Source organism: Qipengyuania nanhaisediminis (assembly GCF_900115585.1).
GTDB lineage: Bacteria > Pseudomonadota > Alphaproteobacteria > Sphingomonadales > Sphingomonadaceae > Qipengyuania > Qipengyuania nanhaisediminis.
Genome location: NZ_FOWZ01000001.1, coordinates 817,457 through 836,922 on the forward strand (window position 1 = coordinate 817,457; position 19,466 = coordinate 836,922).

Genomic DNA, 19,466 nt, shown 5'->3' on the forward strand with positions numbered 1-19,466 from the left:
CGAGTTGCGTAAGCTGGAGCGGCACTGCCTTCAGCGGTAATTGCGGCTCCACTCTTCCTGCCGGTACCACTGGGTAATCACGTATTTCTCGCCGGCCTCGACCGGCAGGGCGGCATGCCGTGTATTGCGATTTGGGCGGCCCTTGCGGGTCATGTTGTCCCAGGCGATCAGCAGGCCCGGTTCCGGCGTCACCAATAGGTCCAGTTCGGGAAATTCCGTCTCCCCGCCCGTTTCGACGCTGTTGAGATAGACCATCGCGGTCCAGCTGCGCTGCCCGCCGCGGCGCCGTTCGTTCTGCCAGTGCGGACGTTCTTCGCGGAAATAGTCGCGGTGATGCAAATATTGCTCGCCCACGTGATAGCGCTGGCCCTGGATAGTCTCCGCATGGGCGCGATCTATGCCGAGCGCCTCGTCGATCTTGCGTCCGAGCGTGATGGTCTCCGGCGCTTCATTGGAAAAGAAATGGGTCGAGCTCGTGCGCGCGCCCATGGTCTTGCGATCGGAAAAGAGTTTCGATGGCTGGATGCGGCTTTCGATCGTCGCGATCAGCTGCGCACATTCCTGCGCCGTCAGGAAGTCCGGGATCAGGTAGAGATCCGCCTTGTCGCCGCCTTTCGCGACCGCCCGCGGATCTTGCGAAAGGCGCGCGCGGACATGGTCGCCGATCGCTGCAAGGGTCGCTGGATCGGCCTTGGGGTCCGGTTGCTTGGTCCGGAAGAGCCGGGCGAGGCGGGTCAGCAGGGGCACGGAGCGAGCAATCTCCTATCCGTGCCCCTGCGTAAACCGGCTTACGATGCGGCGAGCTTGCGCAGCACGTAGTGGAGGATGCCGCCGTTGCGGTAGTACTCCATTTCGTTGGCCGTATCGATGCGGCAGAGCGCGGTGAAGGTCGCCTTCGAGCCGTCTTCATGCGTCACTTCGACTTCCACGTCCTGGCCCGGGGTAAGGTCGGCAAGGCCCTTGATCGTGAAGGTATCGTCCGCGCCGAGACCGAGGCTCTGGCGCGTGTCGCCGTCCTTGAACTGCAGCGGGAGCACGCCCATGCCGATCAGGTTCGAGCGGTGGATACGCTCGAAGCTTTCAACGATTACGGCGCGCACGCCCAGCAGGATGGTGCCCTTGGCGGCCCAGTCACGGCTCGAACCCGTGCCGTATTCCTTGCCGGCCACGACGACCAGCGGCGTACCGTCGGCCTTGTGCTTCATGGCAGCGTCGTAGATCGGCATCTGCTCACCCTTGTAGGTGGTGATGCCGCCTTCGGTGCCGGGGACCATTTCGTTCTTGATGCGGATGTTGGCGAAAGTGCCGCGCATCATGACTTCGTGGTTGCCGCGGCGCGAACCGTAGGAGTTGAAGTCCGACTTCGAGACCTGGTGGCTCTTCAGATATTCGCCTGCGGGGCTGTCTTCCTTGATCGAGCCTGCGGGCGAGATGTGGTCGGTCGTGGTCGAATCGCCGAGGATCGCCAGCGGCTTCGCATCGGTGATGTCGGTGACCGGTGCCGGTTCCATCTCCATGTCTTCGAAGAAGGGCGGGCTCGCCACGTAGGTGCTGGTCGGGTTCCAGCGGTAGGTGTCCGACGCTTCGACCTTGATCGCCTGCCAATGCTCGTCGCCCTTGTAGACGTCGGCATAGCGGCTCTCGAACATCTGGCGGTCGATATTCGCTGCGCGGTGCTGGGCGATTTCCTCATTCGTCGGCCACACGTCGGCCAGCATCACGTCATTGCCGTCCTGGTCCTGGCCCAGCGGCGTTTCGGTGATGTCCTTCGTGACCGTGCCGAGGATCGAATAAGCGACCACCAGCGGGGGCGATGCAAGGAAGTTGGCGCGCACGTCGGGCGACACGCGGCCTTCGAAATTGCGGTTACCCGACAGGACTGATGCGGCGACGATGTCGTTGCCGTTGATGGCCTTGCTGATCGGCGGTGCGAGCGGGCCCGAGTTGCCGATGCAGGTGGTGCAGCCGTAGCCGACAAGGTCAAAGCCCATGGCGTCGAGATCGTCCTGCAGGCCCGACTTCACGAGGTAGTCGGTTACGACCTGTGATCCCGGTGCCAGCGAAGTCTTCACCCACGGCTTGGGCGCGAGGCCCTTCTCGCGCGCCTTCTTGGCCACGAGACCGGCAGCGATCAGCACGTCGGGGTTGGAGGTGTTGGTGCAGCTGGTGATGGCCGCGATCACGACGTCGCCGTCGCCGACGTCATGGTCCTTGCCTTGCACGTCCACGCGCAGCGGTGCGTCCTTGGAGTAGATCGACTTGAGGTCGGTGTTGAACAGCTCGTCGACTTCCGGCAGCGCAACGCGGTCCTGCGGGCGCTTGGGGCCTGCGAGGCTGGGCACGACCTTGGACAGGTCGAGGTCGAGCGTCTTGGTGAAAACCGGCTCGTTTTCCGGCGTGAACCACATGCCCTGCGCTTTCGAATAGGCTTCGACGAGCGCGATGGTTTCTTCGTCACGGCCGGTAAGGCGCATATATTCCAGCGTCTTGTCGTCGATGCCGAAGAAGCCGCAAGTCGCGCCGTATTCGGGCGCCATGTTGGCGATCGTCGCGCGGTCGGCGAGCGTAAGGTTGGCAACGCCTTCGCCGTAGAATTCGACGAAGCGACCCACCACGCCGACTTCGCGCAGCATCTGCACGCAGGTCAGCACGAGGTCGGTGGCGGTCACGCCTTCGGCCATCGCGCCGGTCAGCTTGAAGCCGACGACTTCGGGGATCAGCATCGAGATCGGCTGGCCGAGCATGGCGGCTTCGGCTTCGATCCCGCCGACGCCCCAGCCAAGGACGCCGAGGCCGTTGATCATGGTGGTGTGGCTGTCGGTGCCGACGCAGGTGTCGGGATAGGCGACGGTAACGCCGTCAGGACCTTCCGAATTCCACACGCCCTTGCCGATGTATTCGAGGTTCACCTGGTGGCAGATGCCGGTGCCCGGAGGCACTGCAGAGAAGTTCTCGAAGCTCTTCGAGCCCCACTTGAGGAAGTCGTAACGCTCCGCATTGCGGGCGTATTCGAGTTCGACGTTCTTCTCGAATGCCTTGGGGTGACCGAATTCGTCGACCATGACCGAGTGGTCGATCACGAGGTTCACGGGAACCTGCGGATTGATCTTCGCAGTGTCGCCGCCAAGCTTGCTGATCGCATCGCGCATGGCTGCAAGGTCGACCACACAGGGAACGCCGGTGAAGTCCTGCAGCAGGACGCGGGCCGGGCGATACTGGATTTCCTTGCCGGTCTTGGGATCCTTCTGCCAGTCGGCAATCGCCTGCGCATCGTCGGTCGACACGGTGAAGCCGCCGTCTTCGAAACGCAGCATGTTTTCGAGCAGGACCTTCAGGCTGAACGGCAGTTTCGACACGTCGCCGATTTTCTCTGCCGCCTTCTCGAAGGAGTAATAGGCGTAATCCTTGCCATCGACGGTGAGGGTGGAGCGGGTTCCGAGCGTGTCCTTGCCGACCTGGGTCATGCGGGCATTCTTCCTTGTGTTAGAAATGGGCCTTTCCCGACCAATGGACGGACGGGCACAATGTGCCGCGCACCTGCGCCGAACACCGCAAAAAATCAAGGCCCAGAGCCTCGTCAAAACTTCTGATCGGGAACAAAAACGGCGCTTCAGGGCTTATTAAGGCAAAATTAGGGCAAAGTCGCTGCTCGGCAGCAAGGCAGGAGCGCGCAGCCCGATATGGAGTTTGAAATGAAAACCCTCGATCAGGCGCCGAGCGCTTCCCGCCGCACAGTCAAGCTGGCCGTCATGGCCGCAGCTCTTGGCGTCGCCGGCTGTTTCACTGCCGCTTTCACTTTCGCAGGCACCGAAGCCCAGGCTGGCGAACAGGCCGACGCCCCGATCGTCGCTACCCGCTAAAGCGCTGCCTGCGTGGGCTGCTTGGGCTTGCGCCGCGCAGCGATCAGGCAGGCCCCCACAATAATGGCCGTGCCCAACAGGGTCGTCGCAGTAACTTCCTCCTGAAAAAAGAGCCAGCCGAAGAGCGAGGCCCACAGGAAGCCCGAATATTCCAGCGGTACGAGCGTCTGCGCCTCTTCGCGGGCATAGGCCCATGCGATGCCCATCGCCCCCGCCACCGTCAGGAGCGCGGCCATCGCCAGGTCGAACCATATGTCTGCAGCGGGCAGATTGAAGGCGAAGGGCATTGCCAGTCCCAACAGGACGACCGACACTCCCGAGTGGAAAACCGCTATTTCGGCGGGGCCGGCCATTTGCGATTGCCGCCGGATCAGGATGAAATTGTAGGCATAGAGCAGCGCGGACACGAGGATTGCCGCAAGCCCCAGCGCCGCATCGCTATCGAAATCGTTGCGGCCCACCTTGCCTCCGACGATCACCAGCGTACCTGCAAACCCAACGATCGAGGCAACGATGGCCGACTTGCGGATCACCTCGCCGAGGAGAAGGCGGGCAAGATAAAGCGCGATGAGGGGCGCGATGAAGCTGATGGCAATGGCCTCTGCAATCGGCAGCTTGGTCAGCGAATAAAAGAACGTCAGCGCCATGAAGGTCGAGATGACGCCGCGGCGGATATGCAGGCGCATGACCTCCGGCCGTGGCCGCTTTCCGCCCCGGCCGAGCCACAGCGGCAACGCAATGGCGGTGGCGAGGGTCGAGCGCAGCCATGCCGCCGTAAGCGCGCCCAGTGCCAGTGCCGCGCTCTTCATGAAGGCATCCATCAGGGACAGGCTGGCCACGGCAAGCATGGCCGCAAGGATGGGCAGGAAGGCATGGTGGCGGGTCATCGCGCCACGCATATGCGTCCGCGGCCTGCACGTCATCATGGTTCAGCATAAGGCAAGCAGATGGCGTGGATAAGGATGCAAACATTTGCTAGAAACACGGCGGATGCAGCGCGTGACTGCAATCGCCAAATGGTGGGCTGAATGACACTTCGTAATCTTCTTCTGACTGGCGCGAGTAGTGCGCTTCTTCTTGCCGGCACTGCACAGGCGCAGAACAGTGCTCCGGAAAGCCTGCTGCCTGCCGAACGCGCGCAACCGGCCCCGCAGGACGCGCCCGCTAATGCGCAAAGCGTCGAGGAAGCATTCGGCGACATCCGCATGCAGAGCGGTGAAGTCGTGCAGGAAGTGCCCTCGCTCGAAGGCGAATGGACGCTGGAACAGGTCGAAACCCTGCTCGCCTATATTCCCAATGTCGCGGCCGAAGGCCTCAATCCTGCCGATTATCGCGCCGGTGAACTGAGCGCGCTGCTCACGGCGAACGGTCCCGGTGCCGAAGTGAATGCGCTGGCCAGCGAAATCTTCGTCTGGCTGGTCGAAGACCTGCGGGACGGCCGCACGCCGATGGAATCGCGCCGCCAGTGGTTCGTCGTCGATCCCGACGCCGACCGCATGCCGACGTGGAAGCTCTTGGAAGACGCGCTTGCGAGCGGCGACATCGCCGGCACTCTCGACGGCCTCAACCCCGTGCATCCCGACTACGCACGCCTGCGCGAAGAACTGGCCTCGGAAACCGATGCCGCGCGCATCAAACTGATCCGGGCGAACATGGATCGCTGGCGCTGGCTGCCGCAGGACCTCGGCAAGCAGTATCTCGTCACCAACGTGCCCGAGTTCATGCTCCGCCTGACGGTCAATGGACGCATCATCAAGAGCTATCGCACCGTGGTCGGCAAGCCCGGCCGCACGGCGACGCCGCAGCTGGCTGAAATGGTCGAGGCGGTGATCTACAACCCGACCTGGACCGTGCCGCAGTCGATCGTGAAGGGCGAAGGCCTTGGCGCGAAGGTTCTGAACAATCCCCGCTGGGCCCGCAGCGCAGGCTACAAGGCAACCAAGGGCGCGAACGGCTGGGTGACCGTGGTGCAGCAGCCGGGGCCGCAGAACGCGCTCGGCCTGATGAAGCTCGACATGCCGAACGAGCATGCGATCTTCCTCCATGACACGCCGAGCCGACACCTCTTCGCGAACGAGAACCGCGCGCTCAGCCACGGCTGCATCCGCGTGCAGGGCGCGCGCGAGCTGGCCATGACCATGTCGCTGCTGGGCAATGCGAGTTCGAAGGACGAATTTCCCGCGATCATCGAGGAAGTGTCTCAAATCACCGGCAGCGGGGAATACACGCGCTACGCCATGAAGAAGCAGTGGCCGGTCTACATCACCTATTTCACGATGGCGACGGACGTCGACGGCAACCTGAAGACCTTCAAGGACCTCTACGACCGTGACGCCCCCGTTCTGGCCGCGCTTGACGCGCCGCGCCAGTCGGATCGTGCGCGCGAGACGAGCGAAGAAGCCGTCGAGATCATCGACGACATGCAGATCAGCTAAACCGGATCAGAACAGGCCGGGGTTGGCGCGTTCGAAAGTGCCGCCGCCCGGCCTGCGGATCAGGTCGGTCTGCGCAATCGGCGGAGTGCGGCGGCTGCCGTCGGCCTGGATGCCGAGACTTTCGGCGTAGAGCAGGCGCCCGCCGCTCAGGCTCAGCAGGACTTTGGCAAACTGGTCGGGCCCAAGGGCGAAGCAGCCGTTGGAGCGGCCGAGCCTGCCCCACCGGGCGATGTGTTCCGGGCGCGCATATTCGGCCGGATGCATGACGATGGCACGCGGCAGGGCGTTGGAGTTGGTCGGGTCGAGGCCGTCGAGCCTGATCGAGGTGCCGTAGCGCCCGCGATACCAGCTGCGCGTCATGTAGGCGCCGCGACTGGTCGCCTCGCTTCCCTCGATATTCGAATACCGCTTGAGCCAGCCGTCGTGCTCGCTGTCGGACCCGGTGCCGTGCGTCACGAAAAAGCTTTCGACGCGTTCGTTTTCGAGATCGACGAAATGGAAGCGCTGGTTGGCGGAATGGAGACCGAAATCGGCAATGCCGACGATGTCCTTCTTCCAGATGCCTGCGCCGACACGGTCGAGCTGGTCGCGCGCGATGGCGATAAGCTGGCGGTCGCGCGAGGCGGTCGGATTGACCTGGGCAAACACGCGTGCCGGCAGCGCCGCTGCGGCGCCTGCGGCAAGAGTGCCCTTGAGAAGATCGCGACGTTTCATCCTGCTCCATCCATATCACAGCCGAGGCTTACGGGAAATGAACGTTCGAAGCGTGCATTGGTGTCGGCGCAGGTGATCATCGAGCGGGCGTGGCGCTGCCCCACCTCGCGCGGATCCTTGCCATATCCGCCGCCCAGCGCGCTGGCGACCGGCAGACCGCGCCGCCGTGCCTGCTCGACCACGAAGCGGTCGCGCCTTTCGATACCTGTGTCGGTAAGCGCCAGCCGACCGAGCCGGTCGTCGTCATGCACGTCCACCCCAGCCTGGTAGAGCACCATGTCGGGAGCGAAGCTCTCGAAGACGCGCGGCAAATGCCTGTCGAGCGCTTCGAGGAAGCCGTCGTCGTCGATCCCGTCGGCCAGTGGCACGTCGAGGCTTGAGCGGGCCTTGCGCACCGGGAAATTCTTTTCCGCATGGACCGAGAGGGTGAAGACGTCGTCGCGCAGGGCGGTGAGGCTGGCGGTCCCGTCACCCTGGTGGACGTCGAGGTCGATGACCAGCACCCGCTGAGCATCGCCTTCCGCGATCAACCGGTTCGCGGCCACGGCAAGGTCGTTGAACACGCAATAGCCCGCCCCGGTCTCGTAGAGCGCGTGATGACTCCCGGCAGCGGAATTGGCCGCATATCCGTGCTTTTTCGCCAGTTGGGCGGCGAGCCATGTGCCGCCATTAGTGTGCTGCACGCGCTGGGAAATATGCGGCGTGACGGGAAAGCCGATGCGGCGTTCCTTCACCTGCGGCACGCTGGCGGTGAAGACTTCCTCGACGTAATCGGGACAGTGGATCGCCTCCAGCCAGCGGCGCGGCATGGGCGGCGGCGCGTGTTCGACCAGCGGATAGCCGCTTTGGCGCAGCGCCTCCATCACCGCCATGTACTTGTCGAAGCGGAAGGTCCCGCGCGTGGGCGCGGGGGCCATGTAGTCTACGTGGTGAACGACGTGGAGAATGGCGATCTACCCGCGCTTCGCCTCGGCCTGCGCCACGAGCTTTTGCAGATTGGGGACGGCGGCCATTGTCGCGGCAGGCATTTCGGCGGCGACTGCGAGGCGGTGAGGCGCATTTTCCTTCAGCCAGCGCACGGTCGGCGCGCCAGGATCGAGCCGCGATTGCGACAGGAAGGCGGAGACCTTCGGGTTGCTCGCCCAGAGGAAGCGATTCATGCCCGTGCCGAGCAGGGTTCCGGCATAGCCGTCGATATCGTCGACGAAGCTGACCGGCTTGCAGAGCGCGTTCTTCTCCTCGTCGGTTTCGAAGTTGGCCTCGATGAAAGCCGAAACCGCGGCATTGAGCGTCACCAGCGGGACATGGAGCAGCTGGAGCGTGATCTTGCCTTCCTCCCATTGCGGGTGGACCGGCTTGGGGCTGACGGCAGATGCCGTGCAGTCGATGAAGAGCGTATTTTCCGGAACCTGCTCCTCGCCCCCGGCGAGGACCATCTTGCCGGGTTCGATCTGCTGGACCCGGCCCTTGCGCACCACGTTCCCGATCTTGCGCAGCCGCTCGACCTCGCCTTCGGAGATCGTGGCGTAATGGAACATTTCCGGCTCGACATCGGTATCGATGCGCAGCATGGCCCCGTCCCGTTCCAGCTGGTGGAAGAGCGCGGGCACATCCTCCGCTGTCGCAGCCGCTTTCATCAGCTTGATCTGGCCGCCCACCGTGCTTTCGAAGAACTGTTCGCCGGGCTGCGTGATAGTCCGGTTGATCAGCCAGCTTTCGCGTGGTTTCACCCAGGTGATACGATCTGGTGCGATGCCCGCTTCGAGGAGCCAGACGCCGGCATCCATCGCGGTTTTTCCCGCACCCAGGATGACGAAATGCTCAGGGATGCTTTCAGGGTCGCGCCATAGGTCGGGCAGTTTGCCGGGCACTTCGACCCGCACGCCATCGCTCACCTCGAACTTGCGTTTGTGCGTGGTGGGCACCGAGGTGGCGAAATAGGTGGTGTCGACCAGCTTGCGCTTGACCGTCACGCCGCTCTCTTCCCCCGAAAGCACATTCCGGAAGCGATGATCGCCAATGTATTCGCAATTAGGATAATAGCGCACGCGCCCGGTCGGTAGCAGGTGATCGCGCATGACCGACTGGAAATAAGCTACGACTTCCGGACCGCTCGCCTGTTCGAAAAAGCCCTTGTTGGGCCCGCTTTCGTCGATCCGGTCAGTGCCCAGCGGCACCCCTTCGACCCCGTAGAGCGCACTCGGCTGGTGCAGGGCGACGAAGGAATAGGCGTCGTTCCAGTGACCGCCGGGCGATGAATGCTTGTCGACCATGACGACATCGCAATCGGGGTCCTGCGCCAGCAGCGTGTCGGCGAAGGACAGTGCGGTCGCACCCGCGCCAATGACCAGATAGTCGGTTTCAAGGGTCATCGGCGTATTCCTTTGCAATTCGTCAGCGGGCGAGGCGGGCGAGCTCGTCGTAGATTCCGTCTTCGCTCCGGCTGGCGGCATTGCGCCAGCCCGTCGCCGTCTCGGCATTTACGAGGGCGCCAGACCCGTCGATCACCAGCAAATTGGGCGTGCCGGGCAATTCATCAAGACCGAAGCGCTGCGCGATATCGAGATTGTGGCCATCGCCCGTCTGCGGCATCCCGACGTTGACGAAAACGAGTTCGTATTCCTTCGCGATCAGGTCCTGGAAGCGCGGCTTCTCCAGCCATCCGGCCAGGGCGCGGCTGTCGTGGCACCAGTTCGCGCCCATCACCAGGAGGACGTGTGTGTCGTTTGCCGCAGCGCTGGCAAGCGCCGCATCGACTTGTGCCGAAGGGTCCAGCGTTACAGCGAAGGACCGCGCTTCGGGATGATCCAGTGTCGTTTCAGCCGAAGCGGTCGCGCAAGCCGACAGGGCAAGCAGCGCCATGACGGCAAGGCCGGTGCGGATCACTCGGCAGCGACCTTGTGCGGGTCGAAGGCTTCGGCTTCGCCGGCCTCAATCTTCGCGGCCTTCTCCTCGACGAGGCGGACGATGTGGTCGAGCATGTCTTCGCTCTCGATATGGTGGTCCTTCACGCCCGAGAGGTAGACCATATGCTTGCTCGAACCGCCGCCCGTCAGGCCGATGTCGGTTTCGCGTGCTTCGCCGGGGCCGTTGACCACGCAGCCGAGGACCGAAAGGCTCATCGGCGTCTTGATGTGTTCGAGACGCTTCTCGAGCGTTTCGACGGTGCGGATTACATCGAAGCCCTGGCGCGAACAGCTGGGGCAGGAGACCACGCGGACGCCGCGAGTGCGCAGGCCCAATGCCTTGAGCATTTCGAAGCCGACTTTCACTTCCTGCTCCGGCTCTGCGGACAGGGACACGCGGATGGTGTCGCCGATGCCGGCCCACAGCAGACTGCCGATACCGATGGAGCTCTTGACCGTACCGCCGATCAGCCCGCCTGCCTCGGTAATGCCGAGGTGGAGCGGGCAATCCACGGCCTCTGCCAGTCCATGATAGGCTGCGACCGCAAGGAACACGTCGCTGGCCTTCACCGCGACCTTGTATTCGTGGAAATCGTGGTCCTGCAGCAGCTTGATATGATCGAGCGCGCTTTCGATCAGCGCTTCGGGGCAAGGCTCGCCGTATTTCTCCAGCAGGTCCTTTTCGAGCGACCCTGCGTTCACGCCAATGCGGATGGCGCAGCCATTGGCCTTTGCCGCACGCACGACTTCGGCGACGCGCTCGGAAGAGCCGATATTGCCCGGATTGATGCGCAGGCAGGCCGCGCCCTTGTCGGCAGCTTCGAGTGCACGCTTGTAGTGGAAGTGGATGTCCGCGACGATCGGCACGTTTGCCGCGCGCGTGATCTTGTCGAAATTCGCGGTCGATTCCTCGGTCGGGCAGGACACGCGGATGATGTCCGCGCCCACGTCCTCGCAGCGGCGGATCTGGTCGATCGTCGCGGCCACATCCTCTGTCGGGGTGTTGGTCATGGTCTGGACCGTAATCGGGGCATCGCCGCCGACGGCGACGTTACCGACCATGATCTGGCGGGACTTGCGGCGCTCGATATCGCGCCAGGGGCGTACGGAAGACATGGAGGGCGATATAGAGACGCTTCGATGAAGGGGCAATGACAGGCAGCATGACTTACGGCATGAGAGCCACATGAGCGAAGCGACAGACGACGTAATGACCGACAGCGCGCTCCTGTTCGGGCGCGTGCTCGACGGGCAGGGCGGGGCGCGCCAGATCGAGTGGGAAGAGGCCATGGCCTGGCAACCGGCTGCGCCGGGAGAGGTGCTATGGCTGCATATCTGCCGCAACCGTCCGGGCGTGCAGCAATGGCTCCAGAACCAGCTGGGCGTTCCCGAACCCACGGCCGAATTGCTTACCAGCGACCAGACCCGCCCGCGCGCCTTCAGGGAGGGCGAGACGCTGGTCGGCACGCTGCGCGGGATCAACTTCAATCCGGGCGCGCAGCCGGAGGACATGATTTCCATGCAGCTATGGTGCGACGGCCGCCGGCTCATCACATTGCGTCGCCACCCGCTGCAGACCCCGCGCGAGGTCATGGCGCAGCTCGATCGCGGGGTCGGGCCACCGGACGCGGGCGCGACCATCACCCTGCTGGCAGAGCTGATGATTGCCCGCATGAGCCAGTCGATTGTCGATATGAACTACGTGCTCGACGAGCTGGAGGATGACGATCCGGAAGAACATGCCGAAGCCATGCTCAGTCGCATCTCGACGATCCGCCGCAATTGCCTCGGCCTCAAACGGCACATGGCACCGCAGCACGAAGCGCTGGAACAGATCAGCCGCGAGGCCCCTTACTGGTTCGAGGAGCACGACCGGCGCGAAATCGCCGAATCCATCGCGCGCCTGCGCCGCTATCTCGACGATATCGACATCAGCAAGGAAAGCGCCTTGGTCCTGCAGGACGAATTGCGCGCCCGCAGCCTCGCCAGCAGCGAGCATGCGACCTACATGCTCACCATCGTGGCGGGCATCTTCCTGCCGCTGGGCTTCCTCACCGGCCTGCTCGGCATCAATGTCGGCGGGATGCCCGGCATGGACGATCCCGACGCATTCTGGGCCGTGGTCGCGCTCTGCCTGTTCCTGTTTATCGCGCTTATCGTCGTCTTCCGGCGCCTGCGCTGGTTGTGAGGCTTATCCCCCGGCCATCTGCGAGGGGATGAATTCCTCGCGCACGGCCTTGGCGATCAGGTCTAGCGGGATGATGCCCTGGCTGAGCAGGAAGTCGTTGAAAGCGCGTTCGTTGAAGGCAGCGCCCAGTGCCACCTCGGTTTCCACGCGCAGGTCGATCAGCTTGCGATAGCCGTAGTAATAGGACCCTGCCTGGCCGGGCATGCGGAACTGGTAGCGATCGAGTTCCTGCTTGGTCATGCCGGGCGAGAACAGCGCTTCTTCGCGCAAGATCCGCTCTGCCTCTGCGCGCGACATCAGGCCGAGGTTGAGCGCCGGATCGAGGAAGGCACGGGCCGCGCGCAGCAGGCGGAACTGCTGCGCGATGAACTGCCCCTCGATCGGTTCGTGCGGCAGCATTTCCGCTTCGGCATAGAGCGCCCAGCCTTCGACGTTTACGCTGTTGAAGGCGTAGAGCATGCGCGCAAGGCTGACACCCTGTGCGACGAGGGCCGCAAACTGCATTTCGTGACCCGGGCGCGCTTCGTGGGCGCTGAGCGTCCAGCTGGCGGCGGGGAAGTTGAAATCGTCATAGGCGTCTTCCGCGCTCGCCGTCGGGTTGCCGACGGTGAGGACGAACGTGCCCTGTTCCCCGGTATTCCCGATCAGGCGCGGCGGGCGCATGTGCGGGGCGGGCTGTGCAGCGCTTTCCGCCTGGCTCGCAACGCGCATGTTCATCTCGTAATCTGGGAGCGAGACTATGTCGTGCGCGCGGATCTGGGCTTCCAGCTTCGCGTTCACTGCACGGTAGAAATCCTCGATCTCGTCATTGGGAATGGTCATTGCCTTCAGGCCGGCCATGACCGAGGCCATGTCGGTCTCTTCCCAGCCGTATTTGGCAGCGATCTGCGGGGCGAGCGCTTCCATCTGGGCGCGTATTTCGTAGAAGCCCCGGCGCGCGCGGCTCATCGCTTCGCGCGGGTCCATCTCGATCCCGACCTCGCGCAGGCGCAGGGCATAGAGTTCTTCGGGCAGGCGCGGATCGGTGCGTGCTGCAGGAACCACGGTTGCCGTGGTCCACTCTCCGTAATCGGTGAGCTGGGCCTCCATCGCATCCAGAGCCTCGTCCGCGCCTTCGATCTCGTACTTCGCAAACAGCTCGCGGATGCCGGCGACGAAGGTCGGGATCTTACCGACCGATTCCTCCACCTCGACGCGGTAAGGGCCCATCTTGCCCTCGCCGCGGCTGGCTTCGAAGCGGGCCTTGGCCAGCTCGGTCATTGGCTGGGTATCGGGCCACAGCCCCGTGTAGCGCTGCAGCAGTTCGAGCGCCTTGGCGCGGCGGTGCTCTGCGGTCTGGTCGGACAGGAGCTGACCGATATTGCCAAACATGGCCTGGCCGACTTCTGCGAATTCGAGCGTTTCGCGATTGCTCAACTCGATGCGCTCATTGTCCATTTCGAGCGAGTCGATCAGGATCTGGAGGTCCTGCAGGACGTAAGGGTTGGTTTCGACCTGCTTGGCTGCTTCGTATTCCGCGATCAGCGCGCGCGAGGCGGCGACATAGCGCTCGTCCCGGTCCAGCGACATGTCGTTGACCAGCCCGTCATACTGCTCATAGCCCGCCGATGACGCTCCGGTCGGGAAGAAGCTCGCCTGAAGGGCAATCGCTTTCTGGGTGTAGGCATTGCTGGTTTCTACCCAGTCGGGCGTGGCGGGCGTTTCGGCGGCATCCTGGGCCACCAGCGGTGCGGCGGGCAGGGCCGATGCGGTGGCAAGGGCGATGGCGGCGGCGAAAGTCTTCATGGGTATTCCCTCCTGTTGGCGGAGGGACTGCCGAGCCGCGCGCCACTTGGCAAGCGCCGGCCCGACGAATGCGCCTTACCAGCGGACCAGCGGCGGTATCGCGTACCGCCCGGCCAGCGCCATCAGTGCCACCGGGGCGACATGCCAGATGCCGAGGTGGCCGATGGTGTCGATGGGGCACGCAAGGCCGAAGGCGAAGCTGCCGATCGCGCCTGCTGCAATGCCGGTGTATGTTCCTGCCGCATTGAGCGAAACCGGCGCGCCGCGGCGCAGCCACAGTACGAGCGCTGCGGCAGTCACCAGTCCGAAAGCTGCCCCTGCGAGGAAACAGCCCGCACCATAGGGGTCGTTGAACAGCGCGGTCGTCAGGCCGCCAAAGCCCAGGACGGCAAGTGCGGTTAGTGGCAGCAGGAACAGCATGGCGGAAGACCAGCGCGCGCCTTCGTGCGTATTGCCGACGCGGGGGCTGGCCATGCGCAGGACGGCGAGGGCGGACGCCGCCCCGACCATTCCGAGCATGCCATTGACGATAAAGAACACCCCGGACGCCTGGCCGGAACCAATGCCGCGCCACAGCCCATCGAGCAATTCGACGAGGATCACGGTCGCCACTGCCGACAGGGCCACCAGCGCGATGCCGTGCGAAAGCCGGATCGGCTCTACCGGCGCAAGATCGTCCGCCAGATCGTCGATCAGGGAGTTCGGAACCCGGTTCATTGTCATTCGGCCTTTTCTACGAGCGCGGACAGCTTTTTCAGTCCGCGATGGATATTCACTTTGACCAGGCTTTCGCTCTGGCCGGTCTTGGCGGAAGCTTCGGAGATGGTCAGCCCTTCGATCTTGACTAGCTCGATGACCTCGGCCTGCTTGTCGGGGAGGTGGACGAACAGCCGTTCGAGGCTCATGCGGGCCATGACGGCCTCTTCCTCGCTGTCCTCGGCCGCGTCGTGATCGCCAAGCTCGTCTTCGGCGCTGCGGTAGACTTTGCGCAGATGGTCGATCCAGCGATAGCGCGCGATCGCGGCAAGCCAAGGATAGAAAGCCCGTGTCGGATCCCAGGTGGCGCGCTTGGCGTGCACGGCCATAAGCACTTCCTGCACCAGATCGTCGAGCTGGGCGGGAGCCACGCGCTTCCTGAAATAGCGTTCGAGCCACAATTGCACTTCGGACAGCAGCGCGCGGTACATGGCGCGGTCGCCCTTTTGCGAGGCGGCCATCATCTGCGCCATGCTGGCTTCGTCGGCGATCATCGCGCGTCTTCCCCTCGACTTCCTGTCTTCACCGCCATTCGCGAGAGCTGGCCGGTCGGTTACAGGAGAGCAAAGAAAATCCGGGTGTCGGGAGCGCCGGTCCGGCGCCCCGCTCAGTAAGTGAAGCTTTCGCCGACCATTTTCTCGCTCATCGACCAGAGGCGGTCGGCCTTGTCGGGATCGATCGCATAGCTGCGCACGCCGCCACCGGTGCTCTCGTCGTCCTGGTCGGCGACGTGGCAGTTTTCGCAGTAAAGACCGCCATTGCCTTCCAGCTCTTCCGCCGTCGCGGCCCAGCAGGTGGTCGCTGCGCCTTGCGGGATGGTCTTGAACGGCTCCGGGGTTTCGCCGCGCTCTTCAGCGTTCTTGCGTATCCGCTCCATGAGATCGGCCATGTCCTGATCGCTCATGTGACGGCCGAGGTTCGTCATGATGCCGCCGGGATGCAGCGAATAGGCGTGGATGCCCTTGTCGGAGAGCCGCTTTTCAAGGCCCACGGCGAACAGGACGTTGGCCGTCTTCGACTGGCCGTAGCTCACCCACTTGTCGTAATCGCGGCTTTCGAAATTCGGATCGTCGAAGTCGACGGGGGCAATGTGGTGGCCGCGGCTCGACAGGTTGACGATGCGCGGACGCTCGCCCTTCTCCAGCAGGGGGACCAGCAGATTGGTCAGCAGGAAATGGCCGACATGGTTGGTGCCGAACTGCATTTCGAAACCGTCGGCGGTTTTCGCCTGGTCGCAGGCCATGACGCCAGCATTGTTGATCAGGAGGTCGATCTTCTCGAAGCGCTCGTTCGCTTCGGCGGCCGCCTTGCGGATGCTGTCGAGCGAGGCGAGGTCGCATTTGAGCGTGTCGACCGTCGCGCCGGTCTGTTCCGCGATGGCATCGGCCGCCGCGGACAGCTTGGTCGCATCGCGGCCGGACAGGATGATGTGCGCGCCCTTCGCGGCCATCGCACGCGCGGTTTCCTGCCCCAGTCCGGAATAGCCGCCGGTAACCAGTGCGGTGCGTCCCGACAGATCCTTGCCTTCAAGAACGTCGTCCGCCGTGCTTTCGAAACCGAATTCGCTCATCGCTGTCTTCTCCCTTGTGGAGGCCAGCGTAGCAGAAACGAAAAGGGGCGCGAGAGCTTTCGCCTCACGCCCCGATCCTGCGTCCCCTTGGGGTCTCGTTATGGCTTTGCTTATGCGCCCGGAGGCAGCGGATCGTCGCTCTTGGGAGCAGCCGCCTTGCGCCGCTTGGGCTTGGGTGCCGCAGCGCTGCCACCGGCCAGATCGTTATCCATCTGGTCGAGCTTGCGCGCCGCCCAGTCGCGGCCGCCAAGGCCGAAGGCAAGCGCGCCTGCAACCGCGATGCCTGCGATCAGGATCGTCAGCGCATTGGCCGGGATCATGCCGCCGATGCCGGTAAACTGCAGGCCCATGAAGACGAACAGGATGATCGTCGCCCAGCGCACGATGGTCGCTGCCGTCGAATTGCCTGCATCGCCCGCGATAAGCCGTGCGAGCATGTTGGCGATCAGAAAGCCGAAGGCGATGACCACCGCTCCGAAGATCACGCGCCCGCCGAGTTCGAGCAACTGATCGAGGATGCTCGTCAGTTCCGGGAAGCCGAGGATGCGCGTCGCGGCTATCGCGAAGAACAGGATGATCGCGACTTGGGCGATGCGGGCGATGATACCGCTCGCAGTGGTGCCTTCGGCAACCAGCCCGCTTTCACCGAGCGCCCTGTCGACGCCGAGACCGGGCAGGACTTCCTTCACGATCTGGACCACGAACTTGCTGATGAGATAGCCGATACCGAGCAGGATCGCCGCAGCGATGATGTTCGGGATCGCAGCGAATATCATCCGCAGCATGTCCGATGCCGGATCGCTGATCGACTGGATTTCCAGCTGCTCGAGCGCCGCGATGGCGACCGGGATAGCGATCAGGACATAGACGATCGTGCCGATGGTCTTGCTGATGGCGGTATTGCCGGTGACGTTGTCCACGCCGCCGCGATTGGCCCATTTGTCGAAATCCACCGTCTGCAGTGTGGTGACAACCAGATCGCGCACGATCCGAGCCACCATCATGCCGATGAAGAAGATGAGGCCGGCCCACAGCAGGTTGGGCACGAAATCGACCACGTTTTCCAGCAGGCTGTCGATAGGTCCCGCGACCCCGCCGAGTTCGAGGATATTGAGAATGATCAGCAGGCCGAACAGCCAGATCAGCAGTCCCACGATCTTGCCGAGGGATTCGCCGAGGCTGGCACCGTTGCCGGTCCCGCGATTGAAGAATGCGACATTGTCGACGAGCTTGGCGAATGCCCATTTCGCCGCTCGCGCGGCAAGCCATGTGATGACCAGGGCGATGACTGCGTAAAGCAGCTTCTCACCCAGCTCCATCGCGACCTGTTGGTCGAATTTGTATCTGTCGAAAATCACGAAACCTCTCCCCTATTGGTTTCCGTAACGTCGCGCTCTACCACGATGACGCATTCATACAAAAAGCGCGCGGGGGGTGGAGTGGATAACTTTGCCTGCTATCACTCTCGCATGAGAGGATTTTTCACCCGCTTCGCCCTCGTTTTCTCGGCTCTCGCGTTCGCCGGACAGGTCCCTGCGACGGCCCAGGACAGTGAACCTGCCGGGACGCGTTGGTCCTTCGCCATCCATGGCGGCGCAGGCACGATTTCGCGCGAGGACATGACTCCGCAAGAAGACGCCGCGCACCGCGCCGCCCTGCAGGCCGCGCTCGATGCGGGGTCGAAGGTGCTGGACGAAGGCGGCACGGCGATGGACGCGGTCGAGGCCGCGATCCTGCTGCTGGAAGACGAGCCGCGTTTCAATGCGGGCCGCGGCGCGGTCTATACCTGGGAAGGCAGCCACGAACTCGACGCCTCGATCATGGACGGCGCGACCCGCGATGCAGGCGCGGTGGCAGGTGTCACCAACATCCGCAATCCGATCCTGCTGGCGCGCAAGGTCATGACCGATAGCCCGCATGTCATGCTGGCCGGCAAGGGCGCGGAGGACTTTGCCGTGGAGCAGGGCATCGAGATCGTCCCGCCGAGCTATTTCGACACCGAACGGCGGCGCGAGGCGCTGGAGCGGATGAAAGCGCGGCAATTGTCCTCGCTCGATGTGGACCTCAAGTTCGGGACGGTCGGCGCAGTGGCGCTCGACCGCAATGGCAACATGGCTGCGGGCACGTCGACCGGCGGGATGACCGGCAAGCGCTGGGGCCGCGTTGGCGATGCACCGATCATCGGCGCGGGCACCTATGCCGACAACCGGTCTTGCGCCGTCTCGGCGACCGGCTGGGGCGAATACTTCATCCGCGTCGGTGTGGCGCACGAAATCTGTGCTTTGCTTAGGGCCGATCGCCAGGCGGCACGCAGCGCCGCGGAGTGGGACGCAGCGCGGGCGGCGGGACCGGACACGGTCGTATTTGTTTCCGGAGTTGAGATGCCAGTCGGAGCTGCGCAGAATGTCGCCGACGATGTCATGGACGACGTCAAAGAGCTCGGCGGCGACGGAGGGATCATTCTCGTCACGCCGGAAGGACACGCGCTCTTCAGTTTCAACACTGCAGGCATGTATCGCGGCCGGGCGACGAGCGACGGGCTCAACGAGGTGGCGATCTACGGCGATGACTAGCGCCGAGTCGCAGCGACGCAGGGCAATGTAGGGCCATCGCAAACAGGATTTTGAATCAGGTAATTAGCCTCCGCTTTTGACTCGGCTCGCGGCGAGGCGCACCTTGCCTCCAGCGTTGGGGGACATCCAGAAACTGTAGGGCCGCATGGTCCTGACGCCACTCACGGGTCGCAGCACTCGTTAGAGAAGGAGTCAGGTATGAAGCACCTTATCAAGACCGCAGTATTGGCATCCACGCTGGCCTTTGCCGTCCCGCAGGCGGCGCAGGCGCAGGACGAGTATCCGTTGACCGGCGCAGAATGGATCGAGATCACCGGGATCGATATCCATGACGGTGCCGGATACAAATACGCCACCCACCTTGCCGATGCATGGCGCAAGAACATGGATTACTCGGTCGAGCAGGGCTGGATCGAAAGCTACGAGATCTGGAGCAACACCCATGCGCGCAAGGGCGAGCCGGACCTGTGGCTGATCACCCGTTTCGACCAGTTCGCGACCAATGCGGAATATGAAGAACGCGGCCGGAAAGTGCGCGCGATGATGCAGCGCACGATTACCCAGCTGAATTCGGAATCGGGCAACCGCGCCGAATATCGCACGATCCTTGGCGATGTCCTCGCCAAGCGGCTGGTCTGGCGCGACTGATGCACTAATCCCCCCGGGAGGGCGGGCTGCC

The 19,466-nt window shown here is 63.6% G+C and carries 18 protein-coding genes; 5 read left to right on the forward strand and 13 right to left on the reverse strand.

The window, feature by feature from the left end; all coding sequences use genetic code 11:
- Nucleotides 1–30: 30 nt before the first annotated feature.
- Together BM173_RS04125 and acnA are read right to left on the reverse strand one after the other, a co-directional pair.
- On the reverse strand, nt 31–747 hold the full coding sequence (locus tag BM173_RS04125) for a prolyl hydroxylase family protein (RefSeq protein WP_090477539.1): 717 nt from the start codon (nt 745–747) through the stop codon (nt 31–33).
- A gap of 41 nt (nt 748–788) precedes the next feature.
- Nucleotides 789–3,464 (reverse strand): aconitate hydratase AcnA, encoded by a 2,676-nt coding sequence (gene acnA, locus BM173_RS04130; RefSeq protein WP_090477541.1) that lies wholly within the window; start codon nt 3,462–3,464, stop codon nt 789–791.
- 228 nt (nt 3,465–3,692) lie between these two features.
- Here acnA and BM173_RS14545 point away from each other — a divergent pair, with 228 nt between their 5' ends.
- Nucleotides 3,693–3,860, forward strand: coding sequence for a hypothetical protein (locus BM173_RS14545; RefSeq protein WP_177201796.1), 168 nt, complete (start codon nt 3,693–3,695; stop codon nt 3,858–3,860).
- Here BM173_RS14545 and BM173_RS04140 read toward each other — a convergent pair.
- The gene (locus tag BM173_RS04140; protein WP_090478497.1) at nt 3,857–4,747 is read right to left on the reverse strand and encodes a DMT family transporter; all 891 of its coding nucleotides are present in this window, start codon (nt 4,745–4,747) and stop codon (nt 3,857–3,859) included. The genes BM173_RS14545 and BM173_RS04140 overlap by 4 nt on opposite strands.
- A 141-nt stretch (nt 4,748–4,888) precedes the next feature.
- Here BM173_RS04140 and BM173_RS04145 point away from each other — a divergent pair, with 141 nt between their 5' ends.
- A complete protein-coding gene (locus tag BM173_RS04145) occupies nt 4,889–6,295 on the forward strand; it encodes a L,D-transpeptidase family protein (protein ID WP_090477545.1) in 1,407 nt (468 codons plus the stop codon).
- A 6-nt stretch (nt 6,296–6,301) separates the two neighbouring features.
- On the opposite strand, the gene BM173_RS04150 is transcribed toward BM173_RS04145, so the two are convergent.
- From BM173_RS04150 to ispG, 5 genes are read right to left on the reverse strand one after another with little or no spacing between them, the layout of a single operon-like run.
- The gene (locus BM173_RS04150; protein ID WP_090477547.1) at nt 6,302–7,009 is read right to left on the reverse strand and encodes a murein L,D-transpeptidase catalytic domain-containing protein; all 708 of its coding nucleotides are present in this window, start codon (nt 7,007–7,009) and stop codon (nt 6,302–6,304) included.
- The gene (locus BM173_RS04155) at nt 7,006–7,926 is read right to left on the reverse strand and encodes a histone deacetylase family protein (protein WP_177201797.1); all 921 of its coding nucleotides are present in this window, start codon (nt 7,924–7,926) and stop codon (nt 7,006–7,008) included. The genes BM173_RS04150 and BM173_RS04155 overlap by 4 nt, the downstream gene beginning before the upstream one ends.
- 36 nt (nt 7,927–7,962) lie before the next feature.
- A complete protein-coding gene (locus BM173_RS04160) occupies nt 7,963–9,381 on the reverse strand; it encodes an NAD(P)-binding protein (protein WP_177201798.1) in 1,419 nt (472 codons plus the stop codon).
- A 22-nt stretch (nt 9,382–9,403) separates the two neighbouring features.
- The gene (locus BM173_RS04165; protein WP_245755749.1) at nt 9,404–9,895 is read right to left on the reverse strand and encodes a thioredoxin family protein; all 492 of its coding nucleotides are present in this window, start codon (nt 9,893–9,895) and stop codon (nt 9,404–9,406) included.
- Nucleotides 9,892–11,031 (reverse strand): flavodoxin-dependent (E)-4-hydroxy-3-methylbut-2-enyl-diphosphate synthase, encoded by a 1,140-nt coding sequence (ispG, locus tag BM173_RS04170; RefSeq protein WP_090477552.1) that lies wholly within the window; start codon nt 11,029–11,031, stop codon nt 9,892–9,894. The genes BM173_RS04165 and ispG overlap by 4 nt, the downstream gene beginning before the upstream one ends.
- Before the next feature lie 70 nt (nt 11,032–11,101).
- Here ispG and BM173_RS04175 point away from each other — a divergent pair, with 70 nt between their 5' ends.
- Nucleotides 11,102–12,103: a zinc transporter ZntB gene (locus tag BM173_RS04175; RefSeq protein ID WP_090477554.1), complete on the forward strand. Its 1,002-nt coding sequence runs from the start codon at nt 11,102–11,104 to the stop codon at nt 12,101–12,103.
- 3 nt (nt 12,104–12,106) lie between these two features.
- Here the strand turns inward: BM173_RS04175 and BM173_RS04180 are convergent, their stop codons facing one another.
- From BM173_RS04180 to BM173_RS04200, 5 genes are all read right to left on the reverse strand, one after another.
- Nucleotides 12,107–13,888: a DUF885 domain-containing protein gene (locus BM173_RS04180; protein ID WP_090477555.1), complete on the reverse strand. Its 1,782-nt coding sequence runs from the start codon at nt 13,886–13,888 to the stop codon at nt 12,107–12,109.
- A gap of 75 nt (nt 13,889–13,963) precedes the next feature.
- On the reverse strand, nt 13,964–14,605 hold the full coding sequence (locus tag BM173_RS04185; protein WP_090477557.1) for a DUF1109 domain-containing protein: 642 nt from the start codon (nt 14,603–14,605) through the stop codon (nt 13,964–13,966).
- A 2-nt stretch (nt 14,606–14,607) separates the two neighbouring features.
- On the reverse strand, nt 14,608–15,138 hold the full coding sequence (locus BM173_RS04190) for a sigma-70 family RNA polymerase sigma factor (RefSeq protein WP_090477558.1): 531 nt from the start codon (nt 15,136–15,138) through the stop codon (nt 14,608–14,610).
- 113 nt (nt 15,139–15,251) lie between these two features.
- On the reverse strand, nt 15,252–16,214 hold the full coding sequence (locus BM173_RS04195; RefSeq protein WP_090477560.1) for an SDR family NAD(P)-dependent oxidoreductase: 963 nt from the start codon (nt 16,212–16,214) through the stop codon (nt 15,252–15,254).
- 110 nt (nt 16,215–16,324) lie between these two features.
- Complete coding sequence (locus tag BM173_RS04200) at nt 16,325–17,572, reverse strand: mechanosensitive ion channel (protein WP_224803541.1); 1,248 nt, start codon at nt 17,570–17,572, stop codon at nt 16,325–16,327.
- A gap of 111 nt (nt 17,573–17,683) precedes the next feature.
- On the opposite strand from BM173_RS04200, the gene BM173_RS04205 reads away from it, so the two are divergent.
- Together BM173_RS04205 and BM173_RS04210 are read left to right on the forward strand one after the other, a co-directional pair.
- Nucleotides 17,684–18,787: an isoaspartyl peptidase/L-asparaginase family protein gene (locus BM173_RS04205; RefSeq protein ID WP_090477562.1), complete on the forward strand. Its 1,104-nt coding sequence runs from the start codon at nt 17,684–17,686 to the stop codon at nt 18,785–18,787.
- 198 nt (nt 18,788–18,985) lie between these two features.
- Nucleotides 18,986–19,435: a hypothetical protein gene (locus tag BM173_RS04210; RefSeq protein WP_090477563.1), complete on the forward strand. Its 450-nt coding sequence runs from the start codon at nt 18,986–18,988 to the stop codon at nt 19,433–19,435.
- The last annotated feature ends 31 nt before the right edge of the window (nt 19,436–19,466 follow it).